Origin of the sequence: Lacipirellula parvula, from assembly GCF_009177095.1 — a bacterium.
Lineage (GTDB): Bacteria > Planctomycetota > Planctomycetia > Pirellulales > Lacipirellulaceae > Lacipirellula > Lacipirellula parvula.
In genome coordinates this window covers 2,362,451-2,388,114 of sequence record NZ_AP021861.1, presented here as the reverse complement: position 1 = coordinate 2,388,114, position 25,664 = coordinate 2,362,451, and the positions used below count along the sequence as shown (strand labels likewise).

31 protein-coding genes are annotated in these 25,664 nt (G+C 59.7%); 26 read left to right on the top strand and 5 right to left on the bottom strand.

Translation table 11 applies throughout. The features are described from left to right. Positions 1-30: 30 nt before the first annotated feature. From PLANPX_RS09400 to PLANPX_RS09385, 4 genes are all read left to right on the top strand, one after another. Positions 31-2,076: a GNAT family N-acetyltransferase gene (locus tag PLANPX_RS09400; RefSeq protein ID WP_172991952.1), complete on the top strand. Its 2,046-nt coding sequence runs from the start codon at positions 31-33 to the stop codon at positions 2,074-2,076. Next, positions 2,042-2,485, top strand: coding sequence for an ASCH domain-containing protein (locus tag PLANPX_RS09395; RefSeq protein WP_152098482.1), 444 nt, complete (start codon positions 2,042-2,044; stop codon positions 2,483-2,485). Before PLANPX_RS09400 ends, PLANPX_RS09395 begins: the two co-directional genes overlap by 35 nt. A gap of 156 nt (positions 2,486-2,641) precedes the next feature. Beyond that, positions 2,642-3,940 carry a YifB family Mg chelatase-like AAA ATPase gene (locus PLANPX_RS09390; RefSeq protein ID WP_152098481.1) on the top strand — a complete coding sequence of 433 codons (1,299 nt, stop codon included), beginning with the start codon at positions 2,642-2,644 and terminating at the stop codon, positions 3,938-3,940. A 93-nt stretch (positions 3,941-4,033) separates the two neighbouring features. Then, positions 4,034-4,402 (top strand): hypothetical protein, encoded by a 369-nt coding sequence (locus PLANPX_RS09385; protein ID WP_152098480.1) that lies wholly within the window; start codon positions 4,034-4,036, stop codon positions 4,400-4,402. Positions 4,403-4,492: 90 nt separating this feature from the next. Here PLANPX_RS09385 and PLANPX_RS09380 read toward each other — a convergent pair whose 3' ends face one another. Genes PLANPX_RS09380 through PLANPX_RS09370 form a run of 3 tightly spaced genes read right to left on the bottom strand, consistent with a single transcriptional unit; the run spans position 4,493 to position 8,422 of the window. Continuing rightward, positions 4,493-6,316, bottom strand: coding sequence for an ATP-binding cassette domain-containing protein (locus PLANPX_RS09380; protein WP_152098479.1), 1,824 nt, complete (start codon positions 6,314-6,316; stop codon positions 4,493-4,495). Positions 6,317-6,351: 35 nt separating this feature from the next. Beyond that, on the bottom strand, positions 6,352-8,061 hold the full coding sequence (locus PLANPX_RS09375; RefSeq protein WP_198421866.1) for an amidohydrolase: 1,710 nt from the start codon (positions 8,059-8,061) through the stop codon (positions 6,352-6,354). Positions 8,062-8,080: 19 nt separating this feature from the next. Then, a complete protein-coding gene (locus PLANPX_RS09370) occupies positions 8,081-8,422 on the bottom strand; it encodes a DMT family protein (protein WP_152098477.1) in 342 nt (113 codons plus the stop codon). 262 nt (positions 8,423-8,684) lie between these two features. Here PLANPX_RS09370 and PLANPX_RS09365 point away from each other — a divergent pair, with 262 nt between their 5' ends. The 7 genes from PLANPX_RS09365 (at position 8,685) to PLANPX_RS09340 (ending at position 13,333) form a co-directional block, all read left to right on the top strand. Further along, entirely contained in the window at positions 8,685-9,206 is a 522-nt protein-coding gene (locus PLANPX_RS09365; RefSeq protein WP_152098476.1) for a hypothetical protein, read from the top strand. Between the two features lie 148 nt (positions 9,207-9,354). Further along, positions 9,355-10,020 (top strand): hypothetical protein, encoded by a 666-nt coding sequence (locus PLANPX_RS09360; protein ID WP_152098475.1) that lies wholly within the window; start codon positions 9,355-9,357, stop codon positions 10,018-10,020. A gap of 168 nt (positions 10,021-10,188) precedes the next feature. Further along, positions 10,189-10,650, top strand: coding sequence for a hypothetical protein (locus tag PLANPX_RS09355; RefSeq protein WP_152098474.1), 462 nt, complete (start codon positions 10,189-10,191; stop codon positions 10,648-10,650). Positions 10,651-10,735: 85 nt separating this feature from the next. Then, complete coding sequence (locus tag PLANPX_RS09350) at positions 10,736-11,158, top strand: hypothetical protein (protein WP_152098473.1); 423 nt, start codon at positions 10,736-10,738, stop codon at positions 11,156-11,158. Positions 11,159-11,308: 150 nt separating this feature from the next. Next, positions 11,309-11,953 (top strand): hypothetical protein, encoded by a 645-nt coding sequence (locus PLANPX_RS09345; RefSeq protein ID WP_152098472.1) that lies wholly within the window; start codon positions 11,309-11,311, stop codon positions 11,951-11,953. A 745-nt stretch (positions 11,954-12,698) separates the two neighbouring features. Then, the gene (locus PLANPX_RS27255) at positions 12,699-12,842 is read left to right on the top strand and encodes a hypothetical protein (RefSeq protein WP_172991951.1); all 144 of its coding nucleotides are present in this window, start codon (positions 12,699-12,701) and stop codon (positions 12,840-12,842) included. 71 nt (positions 12,843-12,913) lie between these two features. Further along, positions 12,914-13,333: a hypothetical protein gene (locus PLANPX_RS09340; protein ID WP_152098471.1), complete on the top strand. Its 420-nt coding sequence runs from the start codon at positions 12,914-12,916 to the stop codon at positions 13,331-13,333. 30 nt (positions 13,334-13,363) lie between these two features. On the opposite strand, the gene PLANPX_RS09335 is transcribed toward PLANPX_RS09340, so the two are convergent. Together PLANPX_RS09335 and PLANPX_RS09330 are read right to left on the bottom strand one after the other, a co-directional pair. Next, positions 13,364-13,558 carry a hypothetical protein gene (locus tag PLANPX_RS09335; RefSeq protein ID WP_152098470.1) on the bottom strand — a complete coding sequence of 65 codons (195 nt, stop codon included), beginning with the start codon at positions 13,556-13,558 and terminating at the stop codon, positions 13,364-13,366. 82 nt (positions 13,559-13,640) lie between these two features. Next, positions 13,641-14,423 carry a hypothetical protein gene (locus PLANPX_RS09330; protein ID WP_152098469.1) on the bottom strand — a complete coding sequence of 261 codons (783 nt, stop codon included), beginning with the start codon at positions 14,421-14,423 and terminating at the stop codon, positions 13,641-13,643. Between the two features lie 156 nt (positions 14,424-14,579). Here PLANPX_RS09330 and PLANPX_RS28225 point away from each other — a divergent pair, with 156 nt between their 5' ends. The 15 genes from PLANPX_RS28225 (at position 14,580) to PLANPX_RS09265 (ending at position 25,582) form a co-directional block, all read left to right on the top strand. Continuing rightward, on the top strand, positions 14,580-14,702 hold the full coding sequence (locus PLANPX_RS28225; protein ID WP_261344420.1) for a hypothetical protein: 123 nt from the start codon (positions 14,580-14,582) through the stop codon (positions 14,700-14,702). Positions 14,703-15,108: 406 nt separating this feature from the next. Next, the gene (locus PLANPX_RS09325; protein WP_152098468.1) at positions 15,109-15,312 is read left to right on the top strand and encodes a helix-turn-helix transcriptional regulator; all 204 of its coding nucleotides are present in this window, start codon (positions 15,109-15,111) and stop codon (positions 15,310-15,312) included. Then, on the top strand, positions 15,309-15,530 hold the full coding sequence (locus PLANPX_RS09320; protein ID WP_152098467.1) for a hypothetical protein: 222 nt from the start codon (positions 15,309-15,311) through the stop codon (positions 15,528-15,530). Before PLANPX_RS09325 ends, PLANPX_RS09320 begins: the two co-directional genes overlap by 4 nt. Beyond that, on the top strand, positions 15,514-16,278 hold the full coding sequence (locus PLANPX_RS09315) for a hypothetical protein (RefSeq protein ID WP_152098466.1): 765 nt from the start codon (positions 15,514-15,516) through the stop codon (positions 16,276-16,278). The genes PLANPX_RS09320 and PLANPX_RS09315 overlap by 17 nt, the downstream gene beginning before the upstream one ends. Before the next feature lie 261 nt (positions 16,279-16,539). Then, positions 16,540-17,583 carry a hypothetical protein gene (locus PLANPX_RS09310; RefSeq protein WP_172991950.1) on the top strand — a complete coding sequence of 348 codons (1,044 nt, stop codon included), beginning with the start codon at positions 16,540-16,542 and terminating at the stop codon, positions 17,581-17,583. A gap of 151 nt (positions 17,584-17,734) precedes the next feature. After that, positions 17,735-17,953 carry a hypothetical protein gene (locus PLANPX_RS27250; protein WP_172991949.1) on the top strand — a complete coding sequence of 73 codons (219 nt, stop codon included), beginning with the start codon at positions 17,735-17,737 and terminating at the stop codon, positions 17,951-17,953. Next, complete coding sequence (locus PLANPX_RS27245) at positions 17,950-18,141, top strand: helix-turn-helix domain-containing protein (RefSeq protein ID WP_172991948.1); 192 nt, start codon at positions 17,950-17,952, stop codon at positions 18,139-18,141. The genes PLANPX_RS27250 and PLANPX_RS27245 overlap by 4 nt, the downstream gene beginning before the upstream one ends. A 74-nt stretch (positions 18,142-18,215) precedes the next feature. Continuing rightward, positions 18,216-18,404: a hypothetical protein gene (locus tag PLANPX_RS09300; protein ID WP_152098463.1), complete on the top strand. Its 189-nt coding sequence runs from the start codon at positions 18,216-18,218 to the stop codon at positions 18,402-18,404. 2 nt (positions 18,405-18,406) lie between these two features. After that, positions 18,407-18,832: a hypothetical protein gene (locus PLANPX_RS09295; RefSeq protein ID WP_152098462.1), complete on the top strand. Its 426-nt coding sequence runs from the start codon at positions 18,407-18,409 to the stop codon at positions 18,830-18,832. Next, positions 18,804-20,732 (top strand): AAA family ATPase, encoded by a 1,929-nt coding sequence (locus tag PLANPX_RS09290; protein WP_152098461.1) that lies wholly within the window; start codon positions 18,804-18,806, stop codon positions 20,730-20,732. Before PLANPX_RS09295 ends, PLANPX_RS09290 begins: the two co-directional genes overlap by 29 nt. Before the next feature lie 505 nt (positions 20,733-21,237). After that, the gene (locus PLANPX_RS09285) at positions 21,238-22,029 is read left to right on the top strand and encodes a hypothetical protein (RefSeq protein WP_152098460.1); all 792 of its coding nucleotides are present in this window, start codon (positions 21,238-21,240) and stop codon (positions 22,027-22,029) included. Positions 22,030-22,143: 114 nt separating this feature from the next. Then, entirely contained in the window at positions 22,144-22,548 is a 405-nt protein-coding gene (locus tag PLANPX_RS09280; RefSeq protein WP_152098459.1) for a hypothetical protein, read from the top strand. Positions 22,549-22,621: 73 nt separating this feature from the next. Further along, a complete protein-coding gene (locus PLANPX_RS09275) occupies positions 22,622-22,852 on the top strand; it encodes a spike base protein, RCAP_Rcc01079 family (RefSeq protein ID WP_152098458.1) in 231 nt (76 codons plus the stop codon). Between the two features lie 90 nt (positions 22,853-22,942). Further along, positions 22,943-23,407, top strand: coding sequence for a hypothetical protein (locus PLANPX_RS09270; protein ID WP_152098457.1), 465 nt, complete (start codon positions 22,943-22,945; stop codon positions 23,405-23,407). A gap of 168 nt (positions 23,408-23,575) precedes the next feature. Then, positions 23,576-25,582, top strand: coding sequence for a tape measure protein (locus tag PLANPX_RS09265; protein WP_172991947.1), 2,007 nt, complete (start codon positions 23,576-23,578; stop codon positions 25,580-25,582). The last annotated feature ends 82 nt before the right edge of the window (positions 25,583-25,664 follow it).

Sequence of the window (25,664 nt, the reverse complement as noted above, 5' to 3'; positions counted from 1 at the left end):
CCGCAGTCCGCTGGTATGCTATTGGCGAATATGAGTACAGTTAAAGTTGAGCAAATTGACGCTTCCTCCCCGCGATTGACAGAGGTCAAATCGCTATGGCGTCAGCATAGCGATACTCTGGGATTCTTTCCCGATGATGCCTTCCACGATTACGCGCACTCTCGCCGAATTTTGGTTGCAATAGTTAGGGGAAAGTTTGCTGGCTATCTCTTGTATCGCCTCAATCATAGCAAAGCGGTAATCGTCCACCTTTGCGTTGATGCGAATGCTCGCCAACAAGGCGTGACCCATGCTCTGTTAGACCAGCTGCGAAGTCTTGCAAAGGATCGAAGGGGAATTCTGCTGAAATGCCGACAAGACTTCGATGTTAGCGCAACTTGGCCACGGCTGGGATTTGCCCGTATCCGCGAAAGTGCCGGACGTGCATCCAAGGGTAGTACGCTGATTCATTGGTGGTTGGACTTTGGCACGCCAGACTTGTTCGACCAGCCATCGGATTCAGACTCGCTTGATGCCGCCATTGACGCAAACATCTTCCTTGACCTCATGGAAGATCGAAACGACGAAACAAGCGGCCTCATGGCGGATTGGCTCCACGAAACCGTTGCCCTTTGCTACACCGCCGAACTGCTGAACGATTTAGGCCGCAGCAATGATGAGGCTACACGGCTACAACGCCGCGCGGAAGCAAGTCAATTCAAGCTACTCCGGTGTACGCCGGAAGATTACCACCAAGCGGAAGCGGTCCTGAAGCCGCTGTTTCCAAAGCTCCCAACGCCGCAAGATGAATCTGACTTTCGCCACTTAGTCAGAGCATCGGCAAGCGGCGCGAACGTGTTTGTAACTCGCGACCAGCCGTTACTAGATCAATCGCAGGCTGTATTTGATGCGTGCGGGCTTTCGATTGTTCGACCGTCAGAACTGATTGGGCGAGTGGACACGCTCTTGCAAGAGAAGCAATACCAGCGACGATATGTCGCTGGCACAAAGCAAATATCACAGACGCGCATAAGCCAACTTGAACAAGGACTGGTTCAATCAATCAGCCGTGGCCAAGAGTCGCAACGGAATTTGACCTCAAGGCTGAATTGTTATCTTGCGAACCCTAAGCTGTACGAATGCCACAGCCTAGCAAACGCTCAGGGCGAAACTCTTGCGTTCTATGTACTTGAGAAGCGAAGCAATCAGCTTGCGATACCGCTGCTGAGAGTACGGCAAAACAGGCAGGCCGGTACGCTTTTGCGCTATTTACTGACCGGAATTGTTCGTCGGGCTATTTTAGAGAACGCTAGCTCCGTATTCTTGCCTGAATCGGAAGTAGCTGACGGAGTTGAAGCGGCTTGCGCGTCAATTGGGTTCCTACCAGTCGATCAAGGGCACGCAAAGATTGTCCTGTCCGGCTTACTGAGCGCGGCGCAGGCGTCGGAGCTTATTCCATTGACTGGCGCAAGCATCGACCAATTGCGGGAAGCCTTAGGGCAGGCCGCGACGTGCCCTAGTACAGCGTCTATTGCTGAACACCTGATATGGCCTGCCAAGATCGTTGATTCAGCCTTACCTTGTTTCATCGTGCCTATTCGCCCTAGCTTCGCTGAACACTTGTTCGATGAGGGCTTAGCTAGCGATGGATTGTTTGGCGCAGACGTTGACCTCGCTCTGAATCCCGAGTCCGCCTACTATCGTGCCGCGAGGCCAGGAATTATCACTTGCCCCAGTCGCGTTCTCTGGTACGTTAGCAGTAGTCAAACGTACACTGGTTCTATGTCGATCAGAGCTTGCTCGCGGGTCGTGGAATTGGCTAAGGGTACACCGAAGCACTTATTCCAACGATTTCGACGACTTGGCGTGTACGACTGGCAGGACGTATTAAAAACGGCATCGGGGGATTTGAACAAGGAAATCATGGCGTTTCGCTTCGATGATTCGGAGCCAGTAGGACCAATCCCCTTGAGTAAGTTTCAGCCCGTGCTGAGGGCTCACGGCGTGAGAACTCAACTTCAGAGTCCCGTCAAAATTCGGGGCGAAGCATTCGCAGAAATATATGCTTTGGCTTTCGATACACCCGAAGTACGTTGACGCCATCCTTGCTGGCGAGAAGTCAATCGAACTCAGGCGGCGAAAACCACGGATCAGCGAAGGGCCGGCGCTCATTTACGCCACGTCACCACGCATGGAACTTGTCGCTTCCGCGTGGATCAGTTCAGTAACTCATACGTCGCTTGATTCGCTATGGAAAATAGCGAAAGAGTCTGCCGCTGTTTCGCGGTCAGATTTTCGCGACTACTTTGATGGGCTGAGCAAGGGAACTGGATTGCATCTTGATCGAATTCAGCCCTTCGCAAAGCCCATCGGGCTGCCACGTCTCAGAGAGATATGGCAAGGCTTCCAGCCCCCGCAGGGATTCCGTTACATCGATGGCGTTCAAGTCGCCAGCTTGTCACGTCTCACCAATCTTAGTGGCTCTTCGCCTCTCGCCGCCGCCTAGCGGCAGCCTTCCGAGCCTCCACGGCCTTCCCGATCGACTCTCGCCACGGGCAGCCCTGAATCGCCTGGATTAGCTCGCGATTTGCCCGAAAAAACAATGCTTTCCTAACGGGTTCGTCCCCCGGCCGAGCTCCCTAAGCAAGCGGCATCGTTTGACTTGCCGGTCGCTCTGGGCCTCCTCGCCGCGAGCGGGCAAATCGCTTCGGAACTTCTTGCTCAGTACGCCGTCGTCGGCGAGCTCGCCCTCGACGGCACAATGCGTCCCGTAAAAGGCGCCCTATCGATGGCGATGGCCGCCGCGGCGGGGGGGCGCGTCCGTGGGTTGATCGTCCCGAGCGCGAACGCCGCCGAGGCCGCCGTCGTCGAAGGGGTCGAGGTCATCCCCGTCGACAGCGTCACCCAAGCGGCCGCGTTTCTCATCGAACAACTTCACATCGATCCCACGCCCTCGCGCGTCGGGGAACTCTTTGAAGAACTCGGCCGCTACGAAGAAGACTTTGCCGACGTCCGCGGTCAAGAGATGGCCAAACGGGCCGTCACCATCGCGGCGAGCGGGGCCCATAATTTATTAATGGTGGGCCCTCCAGGGTCAGGTAAGACGATGCTCGCCAAGCGCGTCGCCACCATTTTGCCGCAGCTCACCGCTGAAGAATCGATCGAAACGAGCCGCATCTATAGTGCGATGGGCAAGCTTCCCGCGGGTCGTCCGCTGATGGTTCGCCGCCCGTTTCGCTCGCCCCATCATACGATCAGCAACGCCGGCCTCGTCGGCGGCGGATCGACGCCAGCGCCGGGCGAGATCAGCCTCGCCCATAACGGCGTCCTCTTCCTCGACGAACTGCCCGAGTTCAACCGCACGACGCTCGAAGTGCTGCGGCAACCGCTCGAAGACGGCACGGTTTCGATCAGCCGCGCCCTCCGTGCGAGCGAGTTCCCCGCCGACTTCATCCTCATCGCCTCGCTCAATCCCTGCCCTTGCGGCTTTCGCAACGATCCCCGCCGCGAGTGCCATTGCTCCGTGCCGCAAATTGAACGTTACATGTCTAAAATCAGCGGCCCGCTGCTCGATCGGATCGACATCCACCTGGAAGTCGCCGCCGTGCCGTTCAAAGAACTCTCGACCGGCCCCCGCGGCACCGGCAGCGCAACGATGCGCGAGCAAGTCGAGCTCGCTCGCAGCCGGCAGGCCGAGCGGTTCCGCAAGCTTGGTTCGGCCAAACAAACCAACGGGCAGATGACCAGCCGGCAGGTACGGCAAGTCTGCTCGCTCGACGCCGCCAGTCGCGATTTGCTGGAGTCGAGCGTCAACGAGCAAGGCCTCTCCGCTCGCGCTCACGACAAGATCCTCCGCGTCGCCCGCACGATCGCCGACCTCGACGACAGCGACGCGATCCGCTGCGAACACCTCGGCGAGGCGGTGAACTACCGGATGCTCGATCGACAGTTTTGGAGTTGAAGCGGCACGCGGGCGCGTTAGATTTTGCAGCGGGCGGACGGGCAGCCATTCCGCCCCTCCAGCAGCATCAGCATCCTTCAGGAGATACACGTCATGCGCCGCTTCATGATCGCAGCCTGCCTCGTCCTCGTCACGTTGTGTTGCCTCTGGTCAGTCAGTACGTCGGCGATGGCGCCTGCCAAGGAAACGGAAGAGGCCGATCGGTTCGCCGGGAAGCTCGTCCTGGTCTACTTCAAAGGCCGCGACGATGATTTGGCGTACACGCTTGAGAAGGTCCGCGTCAGCGACCTCGCAGGCGAGAAGATGCTCGAAGGTCTGCACGCCGACACGGGCGACGACACCGACTGGATGAAAGGCCGAAAGGCGGTGGTGATGCTGAGCGCGGTCGAATCCCTCACCCTCTACGACAGCGTCGACGACTACAAGAAAGCGATTGGCCCCTACGGCGACGACGCACTGTAGCAAGCGATCCGAATGGCGGCACCCCCTAGCCCCGGGCTCCGCCCGGGGGTCGGTCTCCACGCCGTTAGATTTCATCGCGCGTGCAATGACTCAACCGCGCAGCGCTTCCAGTTCTTCCCACCGAGCATACGCCGCCGTCAGCTCCGTCGAAGCCGCGCGCTCCTCCGTCTGCTTCACCGCCAATGTCGCCCCAGCCTGTTTGAAGAACTCAGGCTTGGCCATCTCTTCATGAATCTTGGCAAGCTTCGCTTCGAGCTTCTCAATCTTTCCCGGCAACTGTTCCAGCTCACGCTGATCCTTGAAGTTCAGCTTCTTCTTTTCGCCACCAGCAACGGCAGCCGTCGGCGCTGCTGATGGAGATGCAGCAGACTTAGCGGTGGATTGCGCCGCAGCAGTCACTTCGCGCGATGCGCTCGCGCGGCTCTGCCGCAGCCAGTCATCATAGCCGCCCACGTACTCGCGGAGCGTATCCCCCTCGAACGCGAGCGTGCTGCCAACGACGTTGTTCAGGAACGCGCGGTCGTGGCTCACCATCAGCACGGTCCCCTCGTAGCCGACGAGCCGCTGCTCGAGCAGCTCAAGCGTCTCGCTATCGAGGTCGTTCGTCGGTTCGTCCATCACCAGCAAGTTGGCCGGCTTCGCAAACAGCTTCGCCAGCAGCAATCGATTCCGCTGTCCGCCGGAGAAAAAGCGAATCGGCTGCCGCGCTTGCTCGGACGTGAACAAGAAGTCCTGCAGATAGCCGATGATGTGCTTTGTCTTCCCCGCGATCGTAATGCTCGACTTCCCTTCGCCGACGTTGTCTTCGGCCGTTTGATTGGGATCGAGCTGGTCGCGAGTCTGATCGAAGTAGGCAATTTGCAAGTTCGTCCCTTGCCGCACCGAACCGTCGAGCGGCGCGAGCTGCCCCAACAATCCCTTGAGCAACGTCGACTTGCCGGCGCCGTTCGGCCCGATGATGCCAACCTTATCGCCGCGCATGATCGAAGTGGTCAGATCGCGAATGATCACGCGGTCGCCGTAGCCGAACGAGGCGCCCTCGGTCTTCAGCACGAGCGCGCCGCTCCGCTCGCCGTCGTCGATGTCGAGCTGCACGTTGCCGACGACGTCTCGGCGTTGGCTGCGGATCCGCCGTAGTTCCTGCAATGCTCGCACGCGGCCCTCGTTGCGGGTGCGGCGAGCCTTGATCCCCTGGCGAATCCAAACTTCCTCTTGGGCCAGCTTCTTGTCGAACAGCGCGTTCTGCTTCTCCTCCGCAGCGAGGGCCTCTTCCTTGCGAACGAGGAACGTCGGGTAGTCGCACGACCAGTCGAAGATCTTGCCGCGGTCGATTTCGAGAATCCGCTCTGCCAGCTTCGTGAGGAACGCCCGGTCGTGGGTGACGAACAGCAGCGTCCCCCGCCAGCGCGCGAGGAAGTCTTCGAGCCACACGATCGAGCTGACGTCGAGATGGTTCGTCGGTTCGTCGAGCAGCAGCACGTCGGCCTCGCCGGCGATCGCCTTGGCGAGCAGCACGCGCCGCTTCATGCCGGTCGACAGCGATTGGAAGTCGGCCGTGCCGTCGAGCTGCATGTCGCGCAGCGTCCGTTCGATCCGCTGCTCTTCTTCCCACTCTGATTCATGCTTGGCAGCAAGCTCATGCACGCCGCTGGCAACGATGCTGTGCACATCGCCGCTAATCCCCTCCGGCACATCCTGCGGCAACAACGCCACCCGCGTGCCGGGGTAAAGGTCGACCGAGCCGTGGTCAGGCTGCTCCATGCCGGCCACCATCCGCATGAGAGTCGTCTTGCCGCAACCATTGCGGCCGAGCAAACCGATGTGCTGCCCCGGCTCGATGTGGCAGGTGACGCCATCAAGGAGTGCGTGGCCGGTGTAAGCAATCGTAACGTTGTTGAGCGTGATTTGCGGCATGGAGGGGGGGCGGGAGCGATGGCGGTGGGCGAAACTCAGGGCCGAGCTTCGTTATTCTCCCCGTTCTTCCGCTTGTAGACAATGCGTCCCCCCGCCATTGTCAAATCGACCCGGGCGTCGGCGATTTCGTTGGGATTTCCCTCGACGATATTGCGGTCGAGGATCACCAGATCCGCGAGTTTGCCCGCTTCGAGCGTGCCCAAATCGTGCTCGCGGAACGCTGCGTAGGCCCCGCCGCTGGTGTACGCTTGGAGGGCCTCGCTGGGCGAAATCTTCTGCGCCGGCACCCATCCGTCCGGATGCTTGCCGTCGAGCGTCCGCCGATTGACCGCGGCGTCGATCCCTTCGAGCGGCGTCGCCGGGGCCACGTACCAATCGCTGCCGAACGCCAGACGGCCTCCCGTATCGAGCAGCGAGCGGAAGGCGTAAGACGTCTCGCTGCGGCGGGCGCCAATAACTCGCTCGGCCCAACGGCCATCGTCGATCGCGTGGTACGGCTGCATACTGGCAATCACGCCGAGCTTGCCATAGCGCGGGATATCAGCCGGGTCGATGTGCTGCGAATGTTCGATGCGAAACCGCCGGTCCCGGTCGCCGTTGCGCTGGGCGACGCGCTCGAAGACGTCGAGTTGCAACCGAATCGCCCGATCGCCAATCGCGTGGACGGCGACTTGCAAGCCGGCCCGATCGGCGCCGGCGGTCCACTCTTCGAGATCCTCGACCGTGTTCACCAGCAGCCCGCTGTCCTTGGGCGCGTCGTTGAACGCCGCCAAGAACGCGGCCGTGTGCGAACCGAGCGAACCGTCGACGTACCCCTTCAGCCCGCCGATTTGCAGCCACTCGTCGCCGCGGCCGGCCCGCTTCACTTCCGCAGCGAGCTTCTCCCACTGCCCGAGCGGCGTGCAGGAATAGACGCGAACGTTGAGCAGCCCCTGTTTGTGAGCCAAGCGAAAGACTTCAAGGTCGCGCCACGTTCCCATGTCGTGGACCGCCGTCACCCCCTGCGCGTTGAGGTACGCCATCGCCGCGACGGCCGCTTCAAGGCGTTCGCCCTGCGACGTCGGCGGCGCCGCGCGGTCGATGAGCGACATCGCGTTGTCTTTGAACACGCCCGTCGGCCGGCCCTGCGCATCGCGGACGATCTCGCCGCCGGCCACGTCTCGCACGTCGTCGCCGACGCCAGCCGCTCGCATTGCCGCGCTGTTGGCGAGCGCCATGTGGCCATCGAGTCGCGAGATCCACACGGGCGTCTCAGGCGTGACGGCGTCGATCCACTCCCGGTCGGGCATCTCGCCGCCCCAAACGGTGTGATCCCAATCGCCGCCGGTGATCCAGGCGCCGGGGCGTCGCTCCCGCTGCGCGAACTCGGCGATGCGTTTGACGAACTCCTCGCGTGTGGCCGCGTCGCGGAGTTGCACCGAGGTAAGGTGGAGCCCGCCGTCGATGAGGTGGATGTGGGCGTCGATCATCCCCGGCACGACGAGCCCGTCGCCCGCGTCGATCACTGGCGCGTTAGGTTGCAACTTGGCCGCGGCGTCGACGCGACTACCGACGAAGGCAATCCGATCACCGTCGATGGCCACCGCCTCGGCCCACGGCTGCGCGGCGACGCCGGTCCAGACGCGGCCGATAACTAGCCGCTGCTGAGCGTCAGCCGCTGTGGCCTGACCGCAGCCGATGATCAAGCACGCAACCAGAAAGAGCGTGCCGGCTCCAAGTGCTCGCTGACCGAACAAGCCACGCACTGACCAGCGAACGACACTGCTACTTACGAAATACAAAATAGACCGCTCCGCACAAACAGAGGCCCGCCCACAGATAATTTAAACGTACCGGCTCCTTCATGTAGAAGATCGCAAACGGCACGAACACCGCCAGCGTAATCGCCTCCTGCATGATTTTCAGTTGGCCAATTTCGAGTTGCGTGTGCCCAATCCGGTTGGCCGGCACCTGCAGCAGGTACTCGAACAGGGCGATTCCCCAACTCACCAGCGCGGCAACGTACCACGGCTTGGTTGCCAGATTCTTCAAATGGCCATACCACGCGAACGTCATGAAGATGTTCGACGCGGTGAGCAGCAGCACCGTTTTCGCAATGACAGACATCCCTGCCGTCCTTCCCAAAAGCCGCCTGGCGGCGAATTGATCATTTCGAGCTTTCAGCCAGCCCGCGAGGACCAGTTGACTGCGTTTTTACCGGGCGCACGGCGGGGTAGCAAGCGCGAGGCGCCGGCGGGCAATTGGCACGCCTCCCGTCCGCACAACCGTTAGAAGGCGAAATCCTTCGCCAATCCGCGAGGTTTACCGCAGCGGCAGTCGATGGGTAGGCGTAGTTCGCCCTCCCCCACGACCCCGGCTGACGTTCGGCATGGCTACCCGCGAAATGACCACGGTCAACGTTGAACAGTTGAAGATCCGTCTCGGCGTGATCGCTGGCCGCGCGGCCGGCATTATGAACGTCGACAAGACGCTCAACATGGCGCCAAGCGTTGACGTCGCCGCTGCTAACGGCACTGAGACCTTTGTCTTCGGCCTGCGCGAGGTCCGCGCGGCGCTCCACTCCGCCGAGCAACTCGCCCTCCGCTTCCCCGGCGGCACGCCGCTCCGCTCCGAAATTCGCAACGCGATCCATGTGGCTCGCAACTGCTTCGGCGAAGCCGACGTGCTGGCAACCCGCAGCTTTGAAAACGGCGACTTTGCGGCCGCCGCAGCAATCGCCGCCGAGGCGCTCGCCCGCATCGACCGCGACGCTGCGGCGAAACTGATCCAACTCGCCGACAGCTTGCCCTCGGAGATGCCGGCGGTAAAGCGCCCCCACTACCTCCAATACCTGATGGCGTATTCAGATCGCTCCGCAGCAGGCTCGATCTTGGCGGAGATTGGCGTCTAGCTATCAGCGAAGGAGAATCAGGCCAAGCAGGGTCACAGGAGATGGCGACTGCATGCGCAAGCGGCCGATTTTGGCGTGACGAATTCGCGGGCAAATCTGCTACAATGCCTCCGCGTTTTGAGTCTACCCGCCGAACGGAGGCCGAAGCATGCGAGTTGCCCTCTCTCTGGTGATCGCCCTGGCGATTCAAACGGCGCCGGTCCTTGCTGACGAAGTGCAAACGCTGACGCCCGTCGCGCAGGCCGTGATCGAGGAATCGCCTCCCATTGCCGTCGACGTGACTGAAGAGTCTTATGTGCCGCCGCAGGCCAATACGTGGACTGAAGCGCCGCAGTATCAAGAGTCGTCAGCTGCCACGAACATTGCCGCAGGCAAGGTCTGCGTCGTGCTGAAGGCCTCGTCGTTCGAAATCAAATTCGGCAACAAGCCGGAGCGTCGCGGCAGCGAACCCGCAGCGTATCTCATTTGCGACAACGCCGCGACGCAGAGCGACCCTGGCGGCGGAACCACGCTCAAGTGCGCGAACTGCTCGCTGACGCTGCCGAACGGCGCGAAGGCGACCGCCAATGAGATCGCGTTCGATTCCAAGTCATCCTTGCTGACGCTTGTCGGAACGGAAGAGAAGCCCGTCGTGCTCACCGTGGCGAATACCGTCAGCAAGGCGCCGCGATTGGAAATGAAAATAAGCCCCGCAGCATGGGCGACGCCCTTCCCCGCGCCGTCAACGGTACGCCCAACCGCAGTTCCCGTTGAGTACCGCGGCCAACAGTTGATCGCCGATCCGCCGCGGTATGGAACCCAGCAACGAAATTAGCGGTAGCCGCCACATGCTACGCTAACTCGCAATCAGTCTTCGCCGGTATTGCCAATTCCTGGCGAAAAACCAGAGGCCTTTGGAATCTCGTCGTCACCGCTTAGCCGATGAGCGGCAGCGGCGCGGCAATAGTGGCGACCGCGACGCAGCGACCGTAGAATCGGCGGCATGAGCCAGCAAGCCGGATTCAGCGTGCGGAGCCTCCTAGCCTTCACGGCCGTCGCCGCCCTGTTCTTGGGCCCTGTGGCGGCGCCGTCCGTCTCTTGGGTCTTTCCGGTGGCGACGTTGGCGATCGGCGTCGTCGTCTTTGCAATGCAGTGGTCAGTCGCATCGCCTGCGGCCCGCCCGCTCTGGCTCAGCTTTCTCGTCGGCGTCGGTTTTACGTTCTTGCTCCTATTCGCGCTGCACTACGGCTATCAATCTCAATCGCTTCCCGAACCGTTCGTGAGTTTCGTGGCGGAGCCTGTGTGGCGAACAGTTCACGACGGGCCGCTCTACGCAGGCATTGATGAGTACAAACGCTTCAAGGCGTACGCATTCTGCTTACAAATTGCCACGATGATTTTGCCGTCGCTGATCGCTGCGGCTCTGTTCTCGATGTTCACGCCGCGAAAGATTCCGGAAAAGTAGTGCCCACTGCGACGCGGCGTCCGGACTCTGCCGTCCCGTGTCGCGACTCACCGCTGGTCTGACGCGGTTGCGAAAGGGCGGCTGAATGAGATTCCGCAAATTCAGGATCGCGTGGTCGATAGCGTTCGCGATATTGACGCTGGCAATTGTCGCCGGCTGCTTAACGCTCCAGTATCGCGGCGGCAGGTCGTCACTGTGGCAGCGCGGCGGTCCCGGTCCAACTGATATTGGCGTCAGCGACGGAAAAATCTGGCTGTCGTGGCAGCCCCGCGTTGCGTACCGCCCGCAGTGGGCCGGTCAAATCAGCCGCCGTGGCTTCCGCTACAACATGTATTCCAACGGCTCATGGAATATTTCGGGGCCGACGTTGGTGATTGGGGCCGCCCTTGCCACGGCGCCGTCTCTCGTAGCCGCCTTGCCATGGTTGCAATACCGCTTTTCACTCCGCGCGATACTCATCGCTACCGCAATGCTGGGGGCTCTACTGGCACTGGCCGTGACCCCGTAGTGCACAAAAATGCCCCGCACTCAATGAAATGATGCGGGGCTCGCAACCCCGAAGCGAAGCTTCAATACCCACTCCAACCGGCCCCAAGCCAACAACCCGATCCGCTATAATGGCTTCCTGCCAAATCCACTCTTCCCCCGGAGCTTCCCCATGAAACCTCTCTATCTGTTAGCCATTGGCGTCGTTGTTGGTTGGGCCGCGTCGGGCGTCGATTGGAGCCGCGAAGCGGTGGGACAAGAATCCTCCGCGCCCGCAGCCGGCGCGGAGCGACCGATTCGCAGAGGCGAAGGCGTGCTGCGTGGTCGTCTGTTGCGGCAGATGGAAGCGGCCGCGCCGACTCCGGCGACTGACGCACCTGCGTTTACCCCGAACGACGGCGCCACGGCCGTTGCCGACTCCGACGCCGAAACTTCTACCCTTACGGGCGACGTAGTCACTGTTCCGAGACAAGTTCTCGACAGTGAAGGGCGCACGATAACCGTTTACGAGCAACATCGCGCAGGTAGTGGAGCCACGCGGCCAAGTGCCTCCGCGAATCCGGTCGGTCGCTTCCAAGTCTCGGCCTACGGTTCGCCGAACGGGACTGGCTGCTACGTCGTTGATTCGACGACAGGACAAACTTGGCTCATTCGAAATGGGCAAGCGCCAGAAGTGGTCGCGAAGACTCTTCTGAATATGGCGTCCGCTCCGCCGCTTGTCGCCCCTACGGCTGCCCCGCCCCAAGTTCAATACGGTGAGCCCGTCGAATCGCTTCCCTACCTTCCGGGCCCGCCTACGCCGCAGAACGCTAACTAACTCGACTTCAGCATGCTCAAAGCCATCCGCTACACCTTGGCGGCGATTTGCCTTGCGGCGAGCGTGGGCTGCTTGGCGTTGTGGTGGCGGAGCATGAACGTGCGATTTGAGGCCTTCGGCGCGATCCCCGTGAGCCCACAGCCACTCTGTGTCACCATATCGCGCGGCCAGCTTAGCGCTTCCTTTATCCCCCCGGGAAAAGTCACGCACTGGCGCTACGAGTCATATCCACTTGATTCGCGACTCCCGCCTCCCAGACTTTGGCCGCCGCGACTTGAGATTTACGAAGGTGGGTTTAGCATTCCACTTTGGCTTCCTTCCGCTTTGAGCGGTGCTTTCGGTGCGGTCGCGATAGTCCGAATTAAACGATTCTCACTGCGGTCGGCGTTGGTGGGCATGAGCGTCGTCGCCGCGTTGTTGGGGATGATTGTGGCCTTATAGGAATGCCTACATGGTCAGACTCATGCGCTACACCTTAGCAGCGATTTGCCTCGCGGCGAGCGTGGGCTGCTTGACGTTGTGGCCGATAAGCCACTGGAACGTTTTCTATCTGTACCTGCGTCAAACCTCGGTCGCAAATTCCTTGGAAACGGAGTCCGGTTATTTATTTGCTTGTCGGTTTAAAGTTAAGGACGAGCCGTGGAGAGTGAATTTTCAAACAAAAATCCCTTCCCCTGAAAACAGGCGACTTTTGAGTGATTTGATCTCAGAACAGGGACATTTCGCAAACATCGGAATTGGCGTTATGCTTCCACTCTGGTATCCCGCCCTCGTCTTCGCACTCGCCACCGTCGCAGCGATTCGCATCGGCCGCCAGTTCACGCTGCGGTCGGCGTTGGTGGGGATGAGCGTCGTCGCTGCGTTACTGGGGATGGCGGTGACTTTGTGAACGCAGAGTACAATCTGAAAGTAAAGTCAGCGAGAAATTACCGCCCCATCTCTCTAACGGGCAGTATTTGTATGTTGCAACCAGCGAATCGTCTCGTCTTATTAAGTGCCGGCGTTTTCACGTTGTCGTTCTTCCTGCCCGCTTTTACGATCACGTCTGGACGCACGCACGAAAGCGAGGACATTCCGGGCTACAAAGCGTTATTTATTGCCCTGACGCCTTTCGCCAACAACGAAGCAAAGCATGCAGGGGCAATCCCGCCGTTTATCTGCGCTTTTGCGAACGTCGCTTGGCTGCTCGCAGTGTTTCTCTACTTCACCGCGGGGCCGTCGCGAGCATTGGCGATGCTTTTTCTCGCGATACCGCTGGCCTCCATTTATATATTTGGTGGCATGCGTTTTGGCTATTACGTATGGATCGGCAGCATGGTGATGCTTGCGGCAGCGTGCGTGCTAAAGTTGCAAGCGGCTCATCTTAAAGATGATCGCTAACAGACCGTCGTCGGCATCGTTTGCGCGCGGCTACCAAAAGAACGGGTGGCTATCCAGCCACTCAACGCCGGCCTGCGAAATGACGGCCGCTGAGTTTTCGAGAACCAGCAGGGATTTGGTTAAGAGGCTCCGAACCGCCTCGTCTTCGACGGTCGCGAAGCTATTGAACTCGCGCAGCCAATTCAGCATGGCGAATTCGTCGTCGCTGAGTTCGATTCGTGACATCGTACGCCGTGGCTTACGTCCCTAGCGGGCGTTTAAGGCAGACGATGATTATATCGGGCGAAGGGAGCGGATAGATAACCGATTAGGCGACTACTCTGCGGCGAAGCGATGCAAAGCCGAGCGTCGCGGGAATGGCGAGCATTGCAGCTGCTGGTTCAGGGACGACGGTCAGACGTAGCTTGGAGTAACTGCCGGCGATGGTCTCAGCGACACCCCGCCGCGGGTCCATCGACTCCATCGAGCCGCCCATTGCGAACACGCTACCGATCTTTGCATTGATTGCGGCCAAAGCGTCCTGGTTCAGCGTGAAGGTTCGTATGACGTTCGCATCTGTCTTCGCTGACGAGAAGCTAGCGTTAGTCGCATACTTCACGCCCGTTCCCAGATCGTTGAACGTCGCCTCCGTCGATATCGCTGTCTGATTAAGCAAGACTGAAATCGGAGTCGAAACGTCGTACAAACTCACCGTCTCGAAAGGATCTGTGGATGTTACTAGGCCGTTTTCCATTAGCAGTTCGGCCGACACTATGCTCCCGTGGACACCGCTTAAGTCGAAGATGAAGTAGCTGCGGTCATAGTACGGATCGGATCGTGTTGGGTGCTGTCCAAAACTGAAGACACTTGCGAATGGGCTCCACGAGCGTCCTGTGGTGCTTTTCCATCCGCTAACGTGCGGTGAAATGCGGGGGTCGCCAGTGGTCAATTCAATGATCGCCGCCTCCGCCTGCGATTGGCTGAGGCTAAGAATTGCGATCGTCGCGGCGACTAGTAGGGTTTTGACCAACCGATTCTCCTGTTCTGCTGTGCAGATAACAGGATATTGCACCCGGCGGGAGTGGTCAATTTTCGCCCCCACCTTGCCCATCGGACGCCCGTTCTCGCGGCCCAATAATCACACCAGCGAGTCGGAAATGAAAATCTGCAAGCTCCGCGGCTTCGCGCCGCAGCCCAGTGGCGTGAAGCTCGCCGGCAATTCGAGCGACGCCACTCCCCGCCAACGTTAGCCGCACGAATGAAGGCGATGGCGCTCGACGACTTCGAACGCCTGTGCGGCGAGCCTTCGCTGCCAAACGCGCCGAGCATGGCCGACGACTCCATCGCAACCCGACGCCGCAATCGCCTCACCGTGATTGCTGACCATTGACCGCGAAGCGACCAAAGGGCGGCGGCATAGACGACGGTAAGAAGGGAGCGCGGGAGCCGGTCCCAAGCCCCCTAAAAGACGTCACTTGGACTGAACGCGAAAACGCCCCGAAGGCGGGCGCCGAATACAGCTCTGCCAATTCACGCCGCGAGTGACCAATCGAGGCGCCGCAAAGCTGTCATTCGCTTGAATTCCCGCCAAAACGAGAAAGAGCCTGCGTTTGCAGGCTCTTTCTAACTCAGCGATGCGGTCGGGGAGGGACCGCGAGACCGCCTTTTCCCGGGGATTTCTTGCACTTTGAACCGTTGGGGCGCCCATTCCGGCGCGCCACCCCCGAAAACGGGCGAATTCGACGCTCGCTGAAGCGTGGTTCGCTTCCGTTCTACGCCTTGCAAGAGGGCCCCTGATGCGACGCGACAAAGAACCCGACCCAACGCTCCTGATCACTCGCCGCGAAGCTGCGCGGCTTCTAGCGGTCACTGAGAGGCACTTGCAAAACCTTGAGCGTGACGGGTTGTTCAAACCCGTCCGACTCGGCACCGCCGTCCGCTACCGACGCTGCGACGTTGAGGCGACTATCGCCAAGCTGGCGGAAGGCGGCCAGCAATGAAACGCAAACCAGAGCCCGAACTGCCGTTGCTAATCTCTCGCCCTGAGGCTGCCCGCCTGCTTGGCGTCAGTATCCCCCAGATGAGCCGCCTGGACGCCGCGGGAGTCACGTTGCCGCTCAAAGTCGGGGGGTGGATGGTCCGTTATCGCCGTGCGGACATTGTTACCACGGTCGACCGGCTGGCCGATGAGGCCCGTGGGCGTGGCGGCGAAAATTGACCAGCCCCGCCGGGTGCAATATCCTATCATCTGCACCGCGGAACAGGAGAATCGCTTGGTCAAAACCTTACTAATCGCCGCGACGATCGCGATTGTCGGTCTCAGCCCAACGCAGGCTGGCGCTGCGATCATTGAACTGACTACTGGCGACCCCCGCATTTCCCCTCACAAGAGCGGGTGGAATGACAGTCTACATTTCTTTGGTAGCCCATACTTCAGCGTCTTCAGTCTCGGACAGCGCCCCACTCGAAACGGTCCGTATAACATTCGCACCTATTTTATCTTCGACTTAAGCGGCGTCCACGGAAGCGTGGTGTCTGCCGAACTTTTATTGGAAAACGGCCAAGTAAAGTCCACCGATCCTTTCGAGACGGTGAGTTTGTATGACGTTACGACGCCGATTTCAGTCCTACTTGATCGGTTAGCGATACCGACGGATGCGACTTTCAACGATCTAGGAACGGGTGTGAAGTATGCGACCAACTCCGACTTTTCGTCGGCAGCGGATACGAACGTCATACGAACATTCACAATGAACCAGGACGGTCTGGCCGCCATCAATGCGAAGATCGGCAGCGTGTTTGTGTTCGGTGCCTCAATGGAGTCATTAGATCCACGGCGAAACGCAGATGATACGATTTCCGGTACCTACTCGATGCTACGTCTCACCGTCGTCCCTGAACCGGCCGCCGCATTGCTCGCCTTATCTGCGATGATTGGCTTTGCATCGCTTCGTCGCCGGGCATGAGCGCAAGAAAATGCCCCGCACCCAACTGAATGGGGCGGGGCTCGCAACGTCGATGAACAGTCGGCAAATCGACTTTATGTCGCCTTCCCCGTAGTCCGTGGGGCGCCAGAATAGCGATTCGGGATATTGGCGCCAAGTGGGTGGCTTGTGTCGGAAAAACCGTCACAGGCCGAATTCTTTCGCCAGTTGGCGAACTTTGCCACGGGGCTAGTCGATGGGGATTGATGGTATCTCCCCTCCCCTACCCCGTTGCTGTGTTGAATGATGGCCACCGTTGCTGCTGTGCCGCGTCGTAATCTCCTCGATCGCCTGCATGATTGTATCTCTTCGATTGATGACCAGCGGGGCCTGGACGACCTTCTATTCACTGACTCGCTCGCTGAGAAAGGACACGAATCGGCAACGCGGTGGGACGCAGAGTCGGCGATTTCAACCCTGAAGCGAGCGCACTCTGCGATTGACACGGGTATGATCACTTGCGAACAGCTTCCCGAATCTCAGGCGCTTAGGGTCAAACTTCGGGACTACTTTCGCATCGCGGATTGCATTGTCGGTCCGGCGGTCGTTAATGCTGAAAGCGCCCTGGTCAAAGGCGAGATTGATGCGGCATTCAGATATGCGCGCACTCCGATTTTGAGGCTCCGAGGGGAACTAGGTGACCAGCTTGAAATTCTGGCATCAGCAATTAGCAATCGTCGATTTGGGAAATCCACTCAACGAGATACGTCACGATGGCCGAGAGGCCATAAGCCCACGCGCAGAGAAAAGAGGATTCTCGAACACGACGCCCGGCAGATACTGCGACGTTCGCCGCTGATAAGGCGTGATGAACTTGCGCGCCTACTTAGGGTTTCCACAGGGTATGCGAGCAAAACTGACGCTTGGCTGACCATTCATCCACCTACGGTCAAACCAGCTTCACTGCCTGCGATTCCGACGAACGCTTTGAATGAACTAGGTGAGCCGCAGTTGAGCGTTGAACAGCAACGCCAACTCGCGGAACGCTTGTCCAGAGCACCGTTGCCCGACACGAGAACTAAGATCGCTGGCGGTAAACAAATAGGCGAAGAGATTGCAGATGAAATGGCCGCGGAAGAAAGCATTCCAAGAGCGTCTGACGAAACCGTCAGCGAGTACATCGAGTCATTTAGTGACCGCTTGGAGGACGATGAATTTCGGGATGACATTATCGCCGAATTCGACGGGACAAAGAAAACTTGGGACGCTGACCGGCTCGAATGGCGGCATGCTGGTACACCCCCTAAATGCGTTACAGGCCTCCGTGGTTTTCTAATCTCTCGCTGACGCCGTTTCTTTTCGTCATGACGAAATACTCGACGCAACCCCTGGAACTACCGGGGGTTGCGTTTTTTTATGCGCGCTCAGTTCGTGACGCCGGTACTAAATATCTCTCCTTCCGTCACCACCATCCCCAACCAAGAAAGGCAGGTCACGAATGGGCGTTTACTCAGTCGGCGAAGTAGCCGACCAACTCACCGAGCGATTTGGCGTGCGGGTCCGGCCCCGCCAAATCACCAACTTATTCAGCGAGCGGGCATTGCGGGACGACCTGTGCCCGATCAAAGCCGGTCGCCGCGTGGTGCCCGAAAGCTACGTCCCGATGATCGTCGCCGAACTTCGTCGCCGTGGCACGTTGCGAAAGGGGGAAGGATGAAGCCAACCGAACCGATTCTGCTGTCTCGCCGCGAGACGGCGAAGCTGCTCAACATCTCTGAGCGGTCGCTGGTGAATTATGAGTCGCAAGGATTGTTTCGCCCCATTCGCCTTGGCCGCCAAGTGATGCACCGGCGGCAAGACATAGACGCATCACTCGAAAAGCTTGCCGCCGTTGCCAAAGCCTAAACCACTTAACTCTTACCCAAGAAAGACACAACCGTGAGCAAGTGCCCTTCCCTGCTGCTGCGGGGAAAAACCAGATGTTGTTCATTGTTACCGAAGCTGAACTTATCGACGACTACGAAGTGCAAATTTTCAACGCATGGGATGAGTCGTTCCTAATTCAGTGCGATGAGAAAGACGGCAGCGACTGGATTGAATGTGCCCAATACCAAATGTACTGGCCAATTCGAGTCGCCGACCACGTTGAACTTTTAGACATGAGATAGAAATGACCACCCTACCAACCTTAACCGCCGCAACGACGCAGCTTGTCGTCTCGCGCACCGCAGACGCCGACTTAGCTCGGCTCGGCGTATGCCCGGGTGACGACAAGTTTCGCGACCGACGACGCATCGCCGTCGATTCGATTCGCCGCAGCGCTGCACCCTTAGACGAATGCCGCGAAACGCAATTCCTAGCCAAGTCGACCATCGACGGCCAAGACGTTGTGTTGCTTTGCATCACGTTCGAAGGCTCAACGCTCGGCGACCAAGCCCAAACCTGCATCGTCCGCGGCGTCTTCACGCAGCAACGTGCGTTCGAACTTATGGCGGTCGGCAAGGGGCTCGCGCCTTTCGCCAAGGAATGTGGCCGCTCGGCCGGAAAGTCAACAAAGGAAGAAAGAAATGATTGCTGTGAAACCATCACTGGCTGATACGATCCCCGCTGAACTGCAAAGCCGCAAGCAGTGGGTCAACTGGAAACTCGAATCGCGCGGCGGCGACAAGCCGACGAAGGTTCCCTACCAACCAAACGGCCGCAAAGCCTCGACCACGAACAAAGCAACGTGGTCGACGTACGACGCCGCCACTCAGGCCACGGGCTTCGACGGCATCGGGTTCGTGTTCAGCCCCGATGACTCTTATGTCGGTATTGATCTAGATAAGTGCCGCAACGCCGCAACGGGCGTCGTCGAACCGTGGGCGACGGAAATCGTCAACTCACTGGCGACCTACGTTGAAGTTTCGCCAAGCGGCACTGGGCTTCACTTGATCGCCAAAGGCGAATTGCCGTGCGATGGCACCGGCAAGAAAGTTGACTTCGCCGGCGGCAAGGTCGAAGCCTATTCGCACGGTCGCTACTTCTGCACGACTGGCAACGTTACCGGCTTGGAACTGAAGCCCGTCGCCGAGCGGACGACTGAACTCAACGCCTTTTGGGCGAAGACGTTTGGCGGCTCACCGAGCGTAACCGCTGAGCCTGCGTCCGACGCCGAAGCGTGTTGGGCGCGTTTGGAGAAAATGCCCGATGCCGTCAGCGGCGACCGCGGCCATGACCGAATGCTCGCCGTGAACTGCGAAATTCTCCGTCACGGAATCAGCGGCGAAGAAGCATGGGCCCTGATTCATCGCTTCAATGAAGAGAAGTGCGACCCGCCGTGGTCGCAAACCGAGCTTGAACACAAATGGAAAAGCGCTAACGAAAAGGTGTTGCGGGGGCGCGAGTTCGGCGTCTTGTCCGCCACCGCCAGCAATGGTGGCCCTTTTTCGCTTGGCCTCATTCGATGGAGTGATTTTCAGAAAGACGAAACGCCGCAGCAATACCTGATTCCGGGTCTGGTCGCTGAAGCCGAACATTTCGTCATTGGTGGCCGCACCAAGGGCCTGAAGACGAACACGGCGCTCGACATGATGATTTCGCTGGCGAGCGGCCAGCCTTTCTTTGGTCACTTTCCGGTTGCCGGCCCTTGCCCCGTTGCGTTCATTTCCGGCGAGTCAGGCCGCAAATCGCTTCAGCGCCGTGCAGCCACTATGGCGAGCGTTCGCGGAGCCGAGATTTCCGATGACAATTTCTTCATCGGTTTTGACCTTCCGAAGCTGTCGATTACTGCCCACCTAGATGCCATTCAGAAGGCGATTGAAGAGTTAGGCATCAAGCTTTTGTGCGTCGACCCCGCCTATCTGGCGACGCTGACCAGCGGCAACGCCGACAAGGCAAGCAACCAATTCGCGATGGGGTTGATTCTGGAGCCGTTCGGCAAGATCGGCACCGCGACTGGTTGCACGATGGCATTGGTTCACCATGCCCGCAAGGCGAGCCGCGCCGAGCAATTCCAGCCGATGACCCGTGAGGATTTGTCGCAGTCCGGTTTTGACGCTTGGATGCGTCAATGGCTGCTGCTAAGCCGCCGGTCGGCGTTCCGCAACGGCGTCCACGAACTCCATATGGAGGCGGGCGGCAGTGCCGGGCACTTCGGGCAGTGGGCTGTCACGGTTGATGAAGGGGACGACCTGCGGGGCCGCCAATGGGCCGTGACCGTGGTTGAAGCCGACCAAGCCCGCGCCAACGCCCTTCAGGCGGCTCAAGACGCCAAGGCAGAGCGATTGGCCCTGGATATCTCCATTGTGCGTTCAGTGCTGGATACAGGCCGCAACGAGCCCCTGAGCAAAACGGCGATTCGAGAGAAGACGACTTTCAATAGCGTTCGTCTAGCCGGCGTGCTGGCGGCAATGCTTGCCAACGGTGAACTTGAAGACGCCGACTACTGCGTTGGCGGCCACAAACCAAAGCCCGGCGGCTATCGCCTCTCAACGCGACTGGGGGTTGTCGCATGAGTGTGACCGCCCGGACTCCCGGACTGCCCTCCCGGACTCTGAGTCCGGCTTGTGCCTGGGCAGACCACGGCACCACCCGGACGGACCTGCCCTATGTAATAGGGCAGTCCGGGTGGTCCGGGTGCCCTCGCCTTAGTTCTGGTGATTCATCCCCTGGCGATCAGAGCACGAGTCCGAGTGCTCGTCGCCTCTGCCATTCTGGCTGCACGATTTATGACCATTGTATCGATTTTGAACATTGGTCGTTTTGCGACCAGCCAAAACGGCAGGCGTCTCACAATGAGGCGCCTCAAAGTGAGACAGGCCAATCCTCAATGGCCATAGGGTAGGTACTACTTTTTGAACCCACGCGACGGGGCAGCCGGAAGAGGCCCCCTATATGAGTCCGTCCGGGTCTGGTCCGGCGGATTCGATTGTAACGATTGCTAACTAAATCAGTGGTCGACCATGTTGGCGACCCGCGCGCCGCGGCGAACACCGGCACCATTCTAGAAGAGGTTTTTGTATGAGTGTCATGTCTCCCCCGAAGCCGGTCGCGCCGGCAACCCTCACTCCCCAGCAGGCGACGCTCCTGGCAGATAAAACCGAGCGCGCCGCCGCTCGCGCCGAAGCCGCCGAGACGCTGGCGGCCAACCCCGGCCCCGTCGTCGCTGCTGCCCCGCTGCCGACCGCTCCGGTCGCGGTCACGGCAAAGCCGCAGATTGTCGGCTTCGTGAAGCCGCGGGCCATGGCAGTCGTTGAAGCCGGCCTAACCCCCGGCTGCTTGGCCGATGACGCCGGGCACAATGAGTCCGTCTCGGCGTGGAACGCCGACGCCGTGAAGTATGCCGAAGCCAAGGCACACTGCTGCGACAACCCTGAAACCGTGACCGTCGAACAGCTGGCGACTCGTCGCGAAGCCATCAACCGCAGCGAACTGACGTTGTCGCAACGTGCCGTGCTGCTGCAACGCGAGTTCGTCGAGCGCGCTACGATTCGGGCTGGCGAGTTGAAGACATTCCGGGAAACCTGCGACGAAGGACTTGTTGAAACTGAAAAGGCGGTGGTTGTGAAGCTCAACGCCGCTGGCGTAAGCGTCGAATCGCAACCGGCTTACCCGGACAACGGCGAAGCGGCCAAGGTCGCATTCAGCCACTTAGTTCGGCAATCGTCGGAGTGGCAAGCCGCGAACGCGAAGGCCGGAACCGCCGTCGAGCAACACCAAGCCGCGGTGGCGGAAGTGACCACGGGCAAGGCCCGTGTTGCTGACGCCGAAGCCGCACTGGCGACGGTCGTGAAACGGCTCGCCGGCTGCTAGTCGGAATAGGAACGTCGCCGTCTCGTTGACGGCGACAAAGGTCGAGCGGCGACGCGGTGTTCTAGCTCCGAGCCGCGTCGCCGCAAAGCCTTCAACACTAAGGAAAGAGAGAAGATGGTTCTGGATACTCGTTTCAATCTGATTCAAGACAATCGACCGTCGCGGTTCAATCGCGGCTGCGTCATCAACGAAGGCGTCATGTTCGTCGATGGCGAACGGGTCGCTGATTATCGTGTCGGCGTCGACACGCCTCGCGACGCGGTGAACCGTCACCTGGCTAAGAAAGCTACTCCGGCGAAACCCGCCGCGCCAGTAGTCGACAAAGGCGCGAAGGCTAAGCAACTGGCAGCACAGCAAGCCGCCGATGCGGTGAAAATCGCTGAGCTTAAAAAGCTGTCGCAGGATATCGACGAGTTGAAAACGCAAGTCGACGCCAGCGAAGCCAAGGCGAATCCCCGCAAAGGCATTCGCATGAGCCAAGGCAGTTTCCGTCCGTTCGGCACTAAGCCGGCGGCCTAGTTTCATTTCCGCGGATGGGCGTCCTTCCCCCGCCCCGCCGCTCCAACCAACCCATTAAAGGGGGAAAATCACCATGACAACTTTCAAAGCTGGCGGCTATGTCCGCCAAATCGTGCCTAGCGACGAGCCGCTACCGGATTCGCTTGAGTTCATTTACGTCGGCACGGTCGGCGAAGTTTCCATCCTCAACAGCGATGGCACTGGCGTTACCGGCATGCCGGTAGTTGCGGGAACGCAGTTGGACCTTAAAGCCTTCAAAGTTACTGCCGCGACGGCTTCGCTGTTCGGCGTGTTCACTTCGTAACCCTTTTCGCTGCCGGGCGGGCGTCGTTTTGTTGTTTCCTTTGCGCGGCGCTCGCTCGGTTTTACTTTCACTCCCACAAGAGAACTTTCAATGTATAGCAATACGTTCAACGCTGGCGGTCACGAGTGGTCACTGCAACTTAGCATGGGTTCGGTCCATTCGATCAAGTCGCGGTGCTTCATCGACCTAGGTGCACCGGACCACGTCGAAACGGTCTGCGCCCTTCAGGCAGACCCTTACACGTTCGGCAAGATTCTGTGGACGCTCGTAAAGCGTCAAGCCGAAACGCTCGGCGTCACTGAAGACGCGTTCTTCGATTCGATCGACGGCGACGTTTTCGCCGCAGCGCACCGTGCGTTAGCCGAAGCTTTCGCTCTTTGGGCCCCCCTCGCATCGCGTGAGTTCATCCGCCAGACCTTCGAAAACTATCAAGATGCGATGCAGCGCGTTGGCGCGGAAATTCTCGCCGACATGAGGTCGCCGGCATACTCCGCCGCAATCGCGGGAACGATTGAAGGCGGCGTCAAACAACTTCTAGCCAGCGCCGCTGGCTAATCACTTCGGGCGCGCCCTTCCCCCTGCGCCGCAACATTCTGATTCTTCAAACATTAAGGGGAAGGGCGCTACGCCCTTAGATATATGCCTAGTAGGGCAACACTCGATTCAGGGAAAGCGGTAATTACGCTTTCGCTCCAAGACAAAGTCAGCCAAGGGCTGAACAAAATGCAATCAAAGCTCGCGAAGATCGGCGCGAGCTTCCGCAACGTCGGTTCGTTCGGTGCCGCCGGCGGCGGGTTCGCCGGTATTCAACGTTTGCTGGTGGGCGCGGGGGCCGGTGCGGCTCTGCTGTGGCCGGTAAAGCTCGCCGCCAATCTGCAATCGGCAACTGCGCAGTTCGAAACCTTCACGGGCTCAGCCGATGAGACGAAGCGAATTTTGACGAGTCTCGAAAAGTTCGCGACCGTCTCGCCCTACTCGGTTGAAACGTTGCAGGAAGCAACGCGAACCATGTTGGGCTTTGGCGTTGAAGCCGGCAAGGTGATTCCGATCGTTCAGAATCTCGCCGAAGTCGCCGCCGGCGACTCGGAGAAGCTAAGCCGCTTAGCCTTGGCGTTTGGGCAGGTCCAAGCGAAAGGTCGCCTCATGGCGCAGGAAGTCTTGCAGATGGTGGAAGCGGGCTTCAACCCGCTGCAAGAAATCAGCCGCACCACCGGCGAAGACATGAAGTCTTTGGCTAAGCGGATGGAATCGGGCGGCATCGCCGCTGGCGAAGTTGCCGAAGCGTTCCAGTCTGCAACCAGCGAAGGCGGTCGATTCCACGGGCTCTTGAAGCGGGTCAACGGAACCGCCGACGGGCTTTGGGCCCGGTTCAAAGCGGGCATCGCGTTAGCGGTGCGGCCGTTCGGTCAAGCCTTGCTGCCGATGTTCACCGGTTTCCTGCAAGCGATGAACGACGCCGTTCCTTACGTCGCCAACTTCGTTCGCGAAAACGCTTCGCTTGCCACGACAGTATTTTGGACCATCACGGCGATTGTCGGCGGGGCCGCGGCGCTGCTAACGATCGGTGCCGCGTTCGGCTTAGCATCAATGGCTGTCGGCGGTTTCGTGTCCGCCTTCGCAGCAGTTTCCGCAGTTATCGGCGCGATGCTTTCGCCAATCGGTCTAGCCGTCACAGCGTTGGCCGCGCTCGGCTATTGGTTCGCCACGTCGACCGAGATGGGCCGGACCTATATGGCGGGGCTATTCGAAACGGTAACGGCGACGTTCGGCGGCATGGCCGATGCCCTTATGGCCGGCGACGTTCAGCAAGCGGGCGAAGTGCTTTGGGCAGGGCTGCAATTGCTCTGGCTTCAGGGCACGCAAGGCATCCGCGAGACGTGGCATAATGCCTTGGCCGGCATCGCGAACGTGTGGCACTCCGTCTGGGGCGGAATGCTGCTTGGCGTGAACGCCGTCTGGGGAATGGTCGAGCGCAGTTGGTCGCACACCGTCGAATTCTTCGCGTCCACGATCGACAACGTGGGGGTTTGGTTCGCTAACGTCTGGACCGACATCGTTTCGGCAACGTTGCGAGCAACGAATCGCGTCATTGCTTTGTTCCAGAAAATGGCACTCAAGATTCGCGAATACACCATCGATATCGGCGGCAGTAACGAAGTCTATATCAACAAAGTTGAAAAAGACGTTGCTGCAAAGAACGCCGACATAGTGGCGAAAGCCGAGGAAGAAAAAGGCAACCGTTCGGGGGCCGCAGCGGCCCGCTCTGCTGCCCGGGAAGCGGCGGCCGAAGCCGACCGCAATCGCAGTCGCCAGACCGACGCCGGTGCCGCCGGCATCATTGGCGGCGATATGAACGCCGCAGACTCGGCGGCGAACAAGGAAGCGCAAGCAGCGATTGACGCCGCCCGCGCCAAGGTTGACGCCGCGAAGGCTGCTGCGGCTTCGTCTCGCGAGGAAGCAAAGGCCGCAGCGGCGGAAGCTCAAGCCAAGATCGACGCGCAAGCGACGTTCGAACGCGACCGCTTGGACCCCGCTATTGCTAACGCCGGCGAAATGGCTGGGGTCGGTTCCGGCGGCAAAGCGATTGCCACGCTCGACGCCAGCTTCGCTTCGCAACAGTTCGGCGGCCGAAGCCGTGAAGTCGATTTGCTGACGAGCATCGACAAGAACGGTGCCAAGCTGCTCGAAAGGATGACCTTCGAAGGGGGCATCCCCGGCGGCCCAGGCTGATCGCCCCGGGAAGCTAGTCGCCCGCAACGCTCCACGGAGGGGGCGTTGGTGGGCTGGCTTGAATTGACTCACTCGCAGAGAA

Bases quoted from the DNA above. Each gene is read 5' to 3' on its own strand.
- PLANPX_RS09400 (WP_172991952.1), top strand. From the start codon at position 31: ATGAGTACAGTTAAAGTTGAGCAAATTGACGCTTCCTCCCCGCGATTG.
- PLANPX_RS09395 (WP_152098482.1), top strand. From the start codon at position 2,042: ATGCTTTGGCTTTCGATACACCCGAAGTACGTTGACGCCATCCTTGCT.
- PLANPX_RS09385 (WP_152098480.1), top strand. From the start codon at position 4,034: ATGCGCCGCTTCATGATCGCAGCCTGCCTCGTCCTCGTCACGTTGTGT.
- PLANPX_RS09380 (WP_152098479.1), bottom strand. From the start codon at position 6,316: ATGCCGCAAATCACGCTCAACAACGTTACGATTGCTTACACCGGCCAC.
- PLANPX_RS09370 (WP_152098477.1), bottom strand. From the start codon at position 8,422: ATGTCTGTCATTGCGAAAACGGTGCTGCTGCTCACCGCGTCGAACATC.
- PLANPX_RS09365 (WP_152098476.1), top strand. From the start codon at position 8,685: ATGGCTACCCGCGAAATGACCACGGTCAACGTTGAACAGTTGAAGATC.
- PLANPX_RS09360 (WP_152098475.1), top strand. From the start codon at position 9,355: ATGCGAGTTGCCCTCTCTCTGGTGATCGCCCTGGCGATTCAAACGGCG.
- PLANPX_RS09355 (WP_152098474.1), top strand. From the start codon at position 10,189: ATGAGCCAGCAAGCCGGATTCAGCGTGCGGAGCCTCCTAGCCTTCACG.
- PLANPX_RS09350 (WP_152098473.1), top strand. From the start codon at position 10,736: ATGAGATTCCGCAAATTCAGGATCGCGTGGTCGATAGCGTTCGCGATA.
- PLANPX_RS09345 (WP_152098472.1), top strand. From the start codon at position 11,309: ATGAAACCTCTCTATCTGTTAGCCATTGGCGTCGTTGTTGGTTGGGCC.
- PLANPX_RS27255 (WP_172991951.1), top strand. From the start codon at position 12,699: ATGCTTCCACTCTGGTATCCCGCCCTCGTCTTCGCACTCGCCACCGTC.
- PLANPX_RS09340 (WP_152098471.1), top strand. From the start codon at position 12,914: ATGTTGCAACCAGCGAATCGTCTCGTCTTATTAAGTGCCGGCGTTTTC.
- PLANPX_RS09335 (WP_152098470.1), bottom strand. From the start codon at position 13,558: ATGTCACGAATCGAACTCAGCGACGACGAATTCGCCATGCTGAATTGG.
- PLANPX_RS09330 (WP_152098469.1), bottom strand. From the start codon at position 14,423: ATGGGCAAGGTGGGGGCGAAAATTGACCACTCCCGCCGGGTGCAATAT.
- PLANPX_RS28225 (WP_261344420.1), top strand. From the start codon at position 14,580: ATGGCGCTCGACGACTTCGAACGCCTGTGCGGCGAGCCTTCGCTGCCA.
- PLANPX_RS09325 (WP_152098468.1), top strand. From the start codon at position 15,109: ATGCGACGCGACAAAGAACCCGACCCAACGCTCCTGATCACTCGCCGC.
- PLANPX_RS09320 (WP_152098467.1), top strand. From the start codon at position 15,309: ATGAAACGCAAACCAGAGCCCGAACTGCCGTTGCTAATCTCTCGCCCT.
- PLANPX_RS09310 (WP_172991950.1), top strand. From the start codon at position 16,540: ATGATGGCCACCGTTGCTGCTGTGCCGCGTCGTAATCTCCTCGATCGC.
- PLANPX_RS27250 (WP_172991949.1), top strand. From the start codon at position 17,735: ATGGGCGTTTACTCAGTCGGCGAAGTAGCCGACCAACTCACCGAGCGA.
- PLANPX_RS27245 (WP_172991948.1), top strand. From the start codon at position 17,950: ATGAAGCCAACCGAACCGATTCTGCTGTCTCGCCGCGAGACGGCGAAG.
- PLANPX_RS09300 (WP_152098463.1), top strand. From the start codon at position 18,216: ATGTTGTTCATTGTTACCGAAGCTGAACTTATCGACGACTACGAAGTG.
- PLANPX_RS09295 (WP_152098462.1), top strand. From the start codon at position 18,407: ATGACCACCCTACCAACCTTAACCGCCGCAACGACGCAGCTTGTCGTC.
- PLANPX_RS09290 (WP_152098461.1), top strand. From the start codon at position 18,804: ATGATTGCTGTGAAACCATCACTGGCTGATACGATCCCCGCTGAACTG.
- PLANPX_RS09285 (WP_152098460.1), top strand. From the start codon at position 21,238: ATGAGTGTCATGTCTCCCCCGAAGCCGGTCGCGCCGGCAACCCTCACT.
- PLANPX_RS09280 (WP_152098459.1), top strand. From the start codon at position 22,144: ATGGTTCTGGATACTCGTTTCAATCTGATTCAAGACAATCGACCGTCG.
- PLANPX_RS09275 (WP_152098458.1), top strand. From the start codon at position 22,622: ATGACAACTTTCAAAGCTGGCGGCTATGTCCGCCAAATCGTGCCTAGC.
- PLANPX_RS09270 (WP_152098457.1), top strand. From the start codon at position 22,943: ATGTATAGCAATACGTTCAACGCTGGCGGTCACGAGTGGTCACTGCAA.
- PLANPX_RS09265 (WP_172991947.1), top strand. From the start codon at position 23,576: ATGCAATCAAAGCTCGCGAAGATCGGCGCGAGCTTCCGCAACGTCGGT.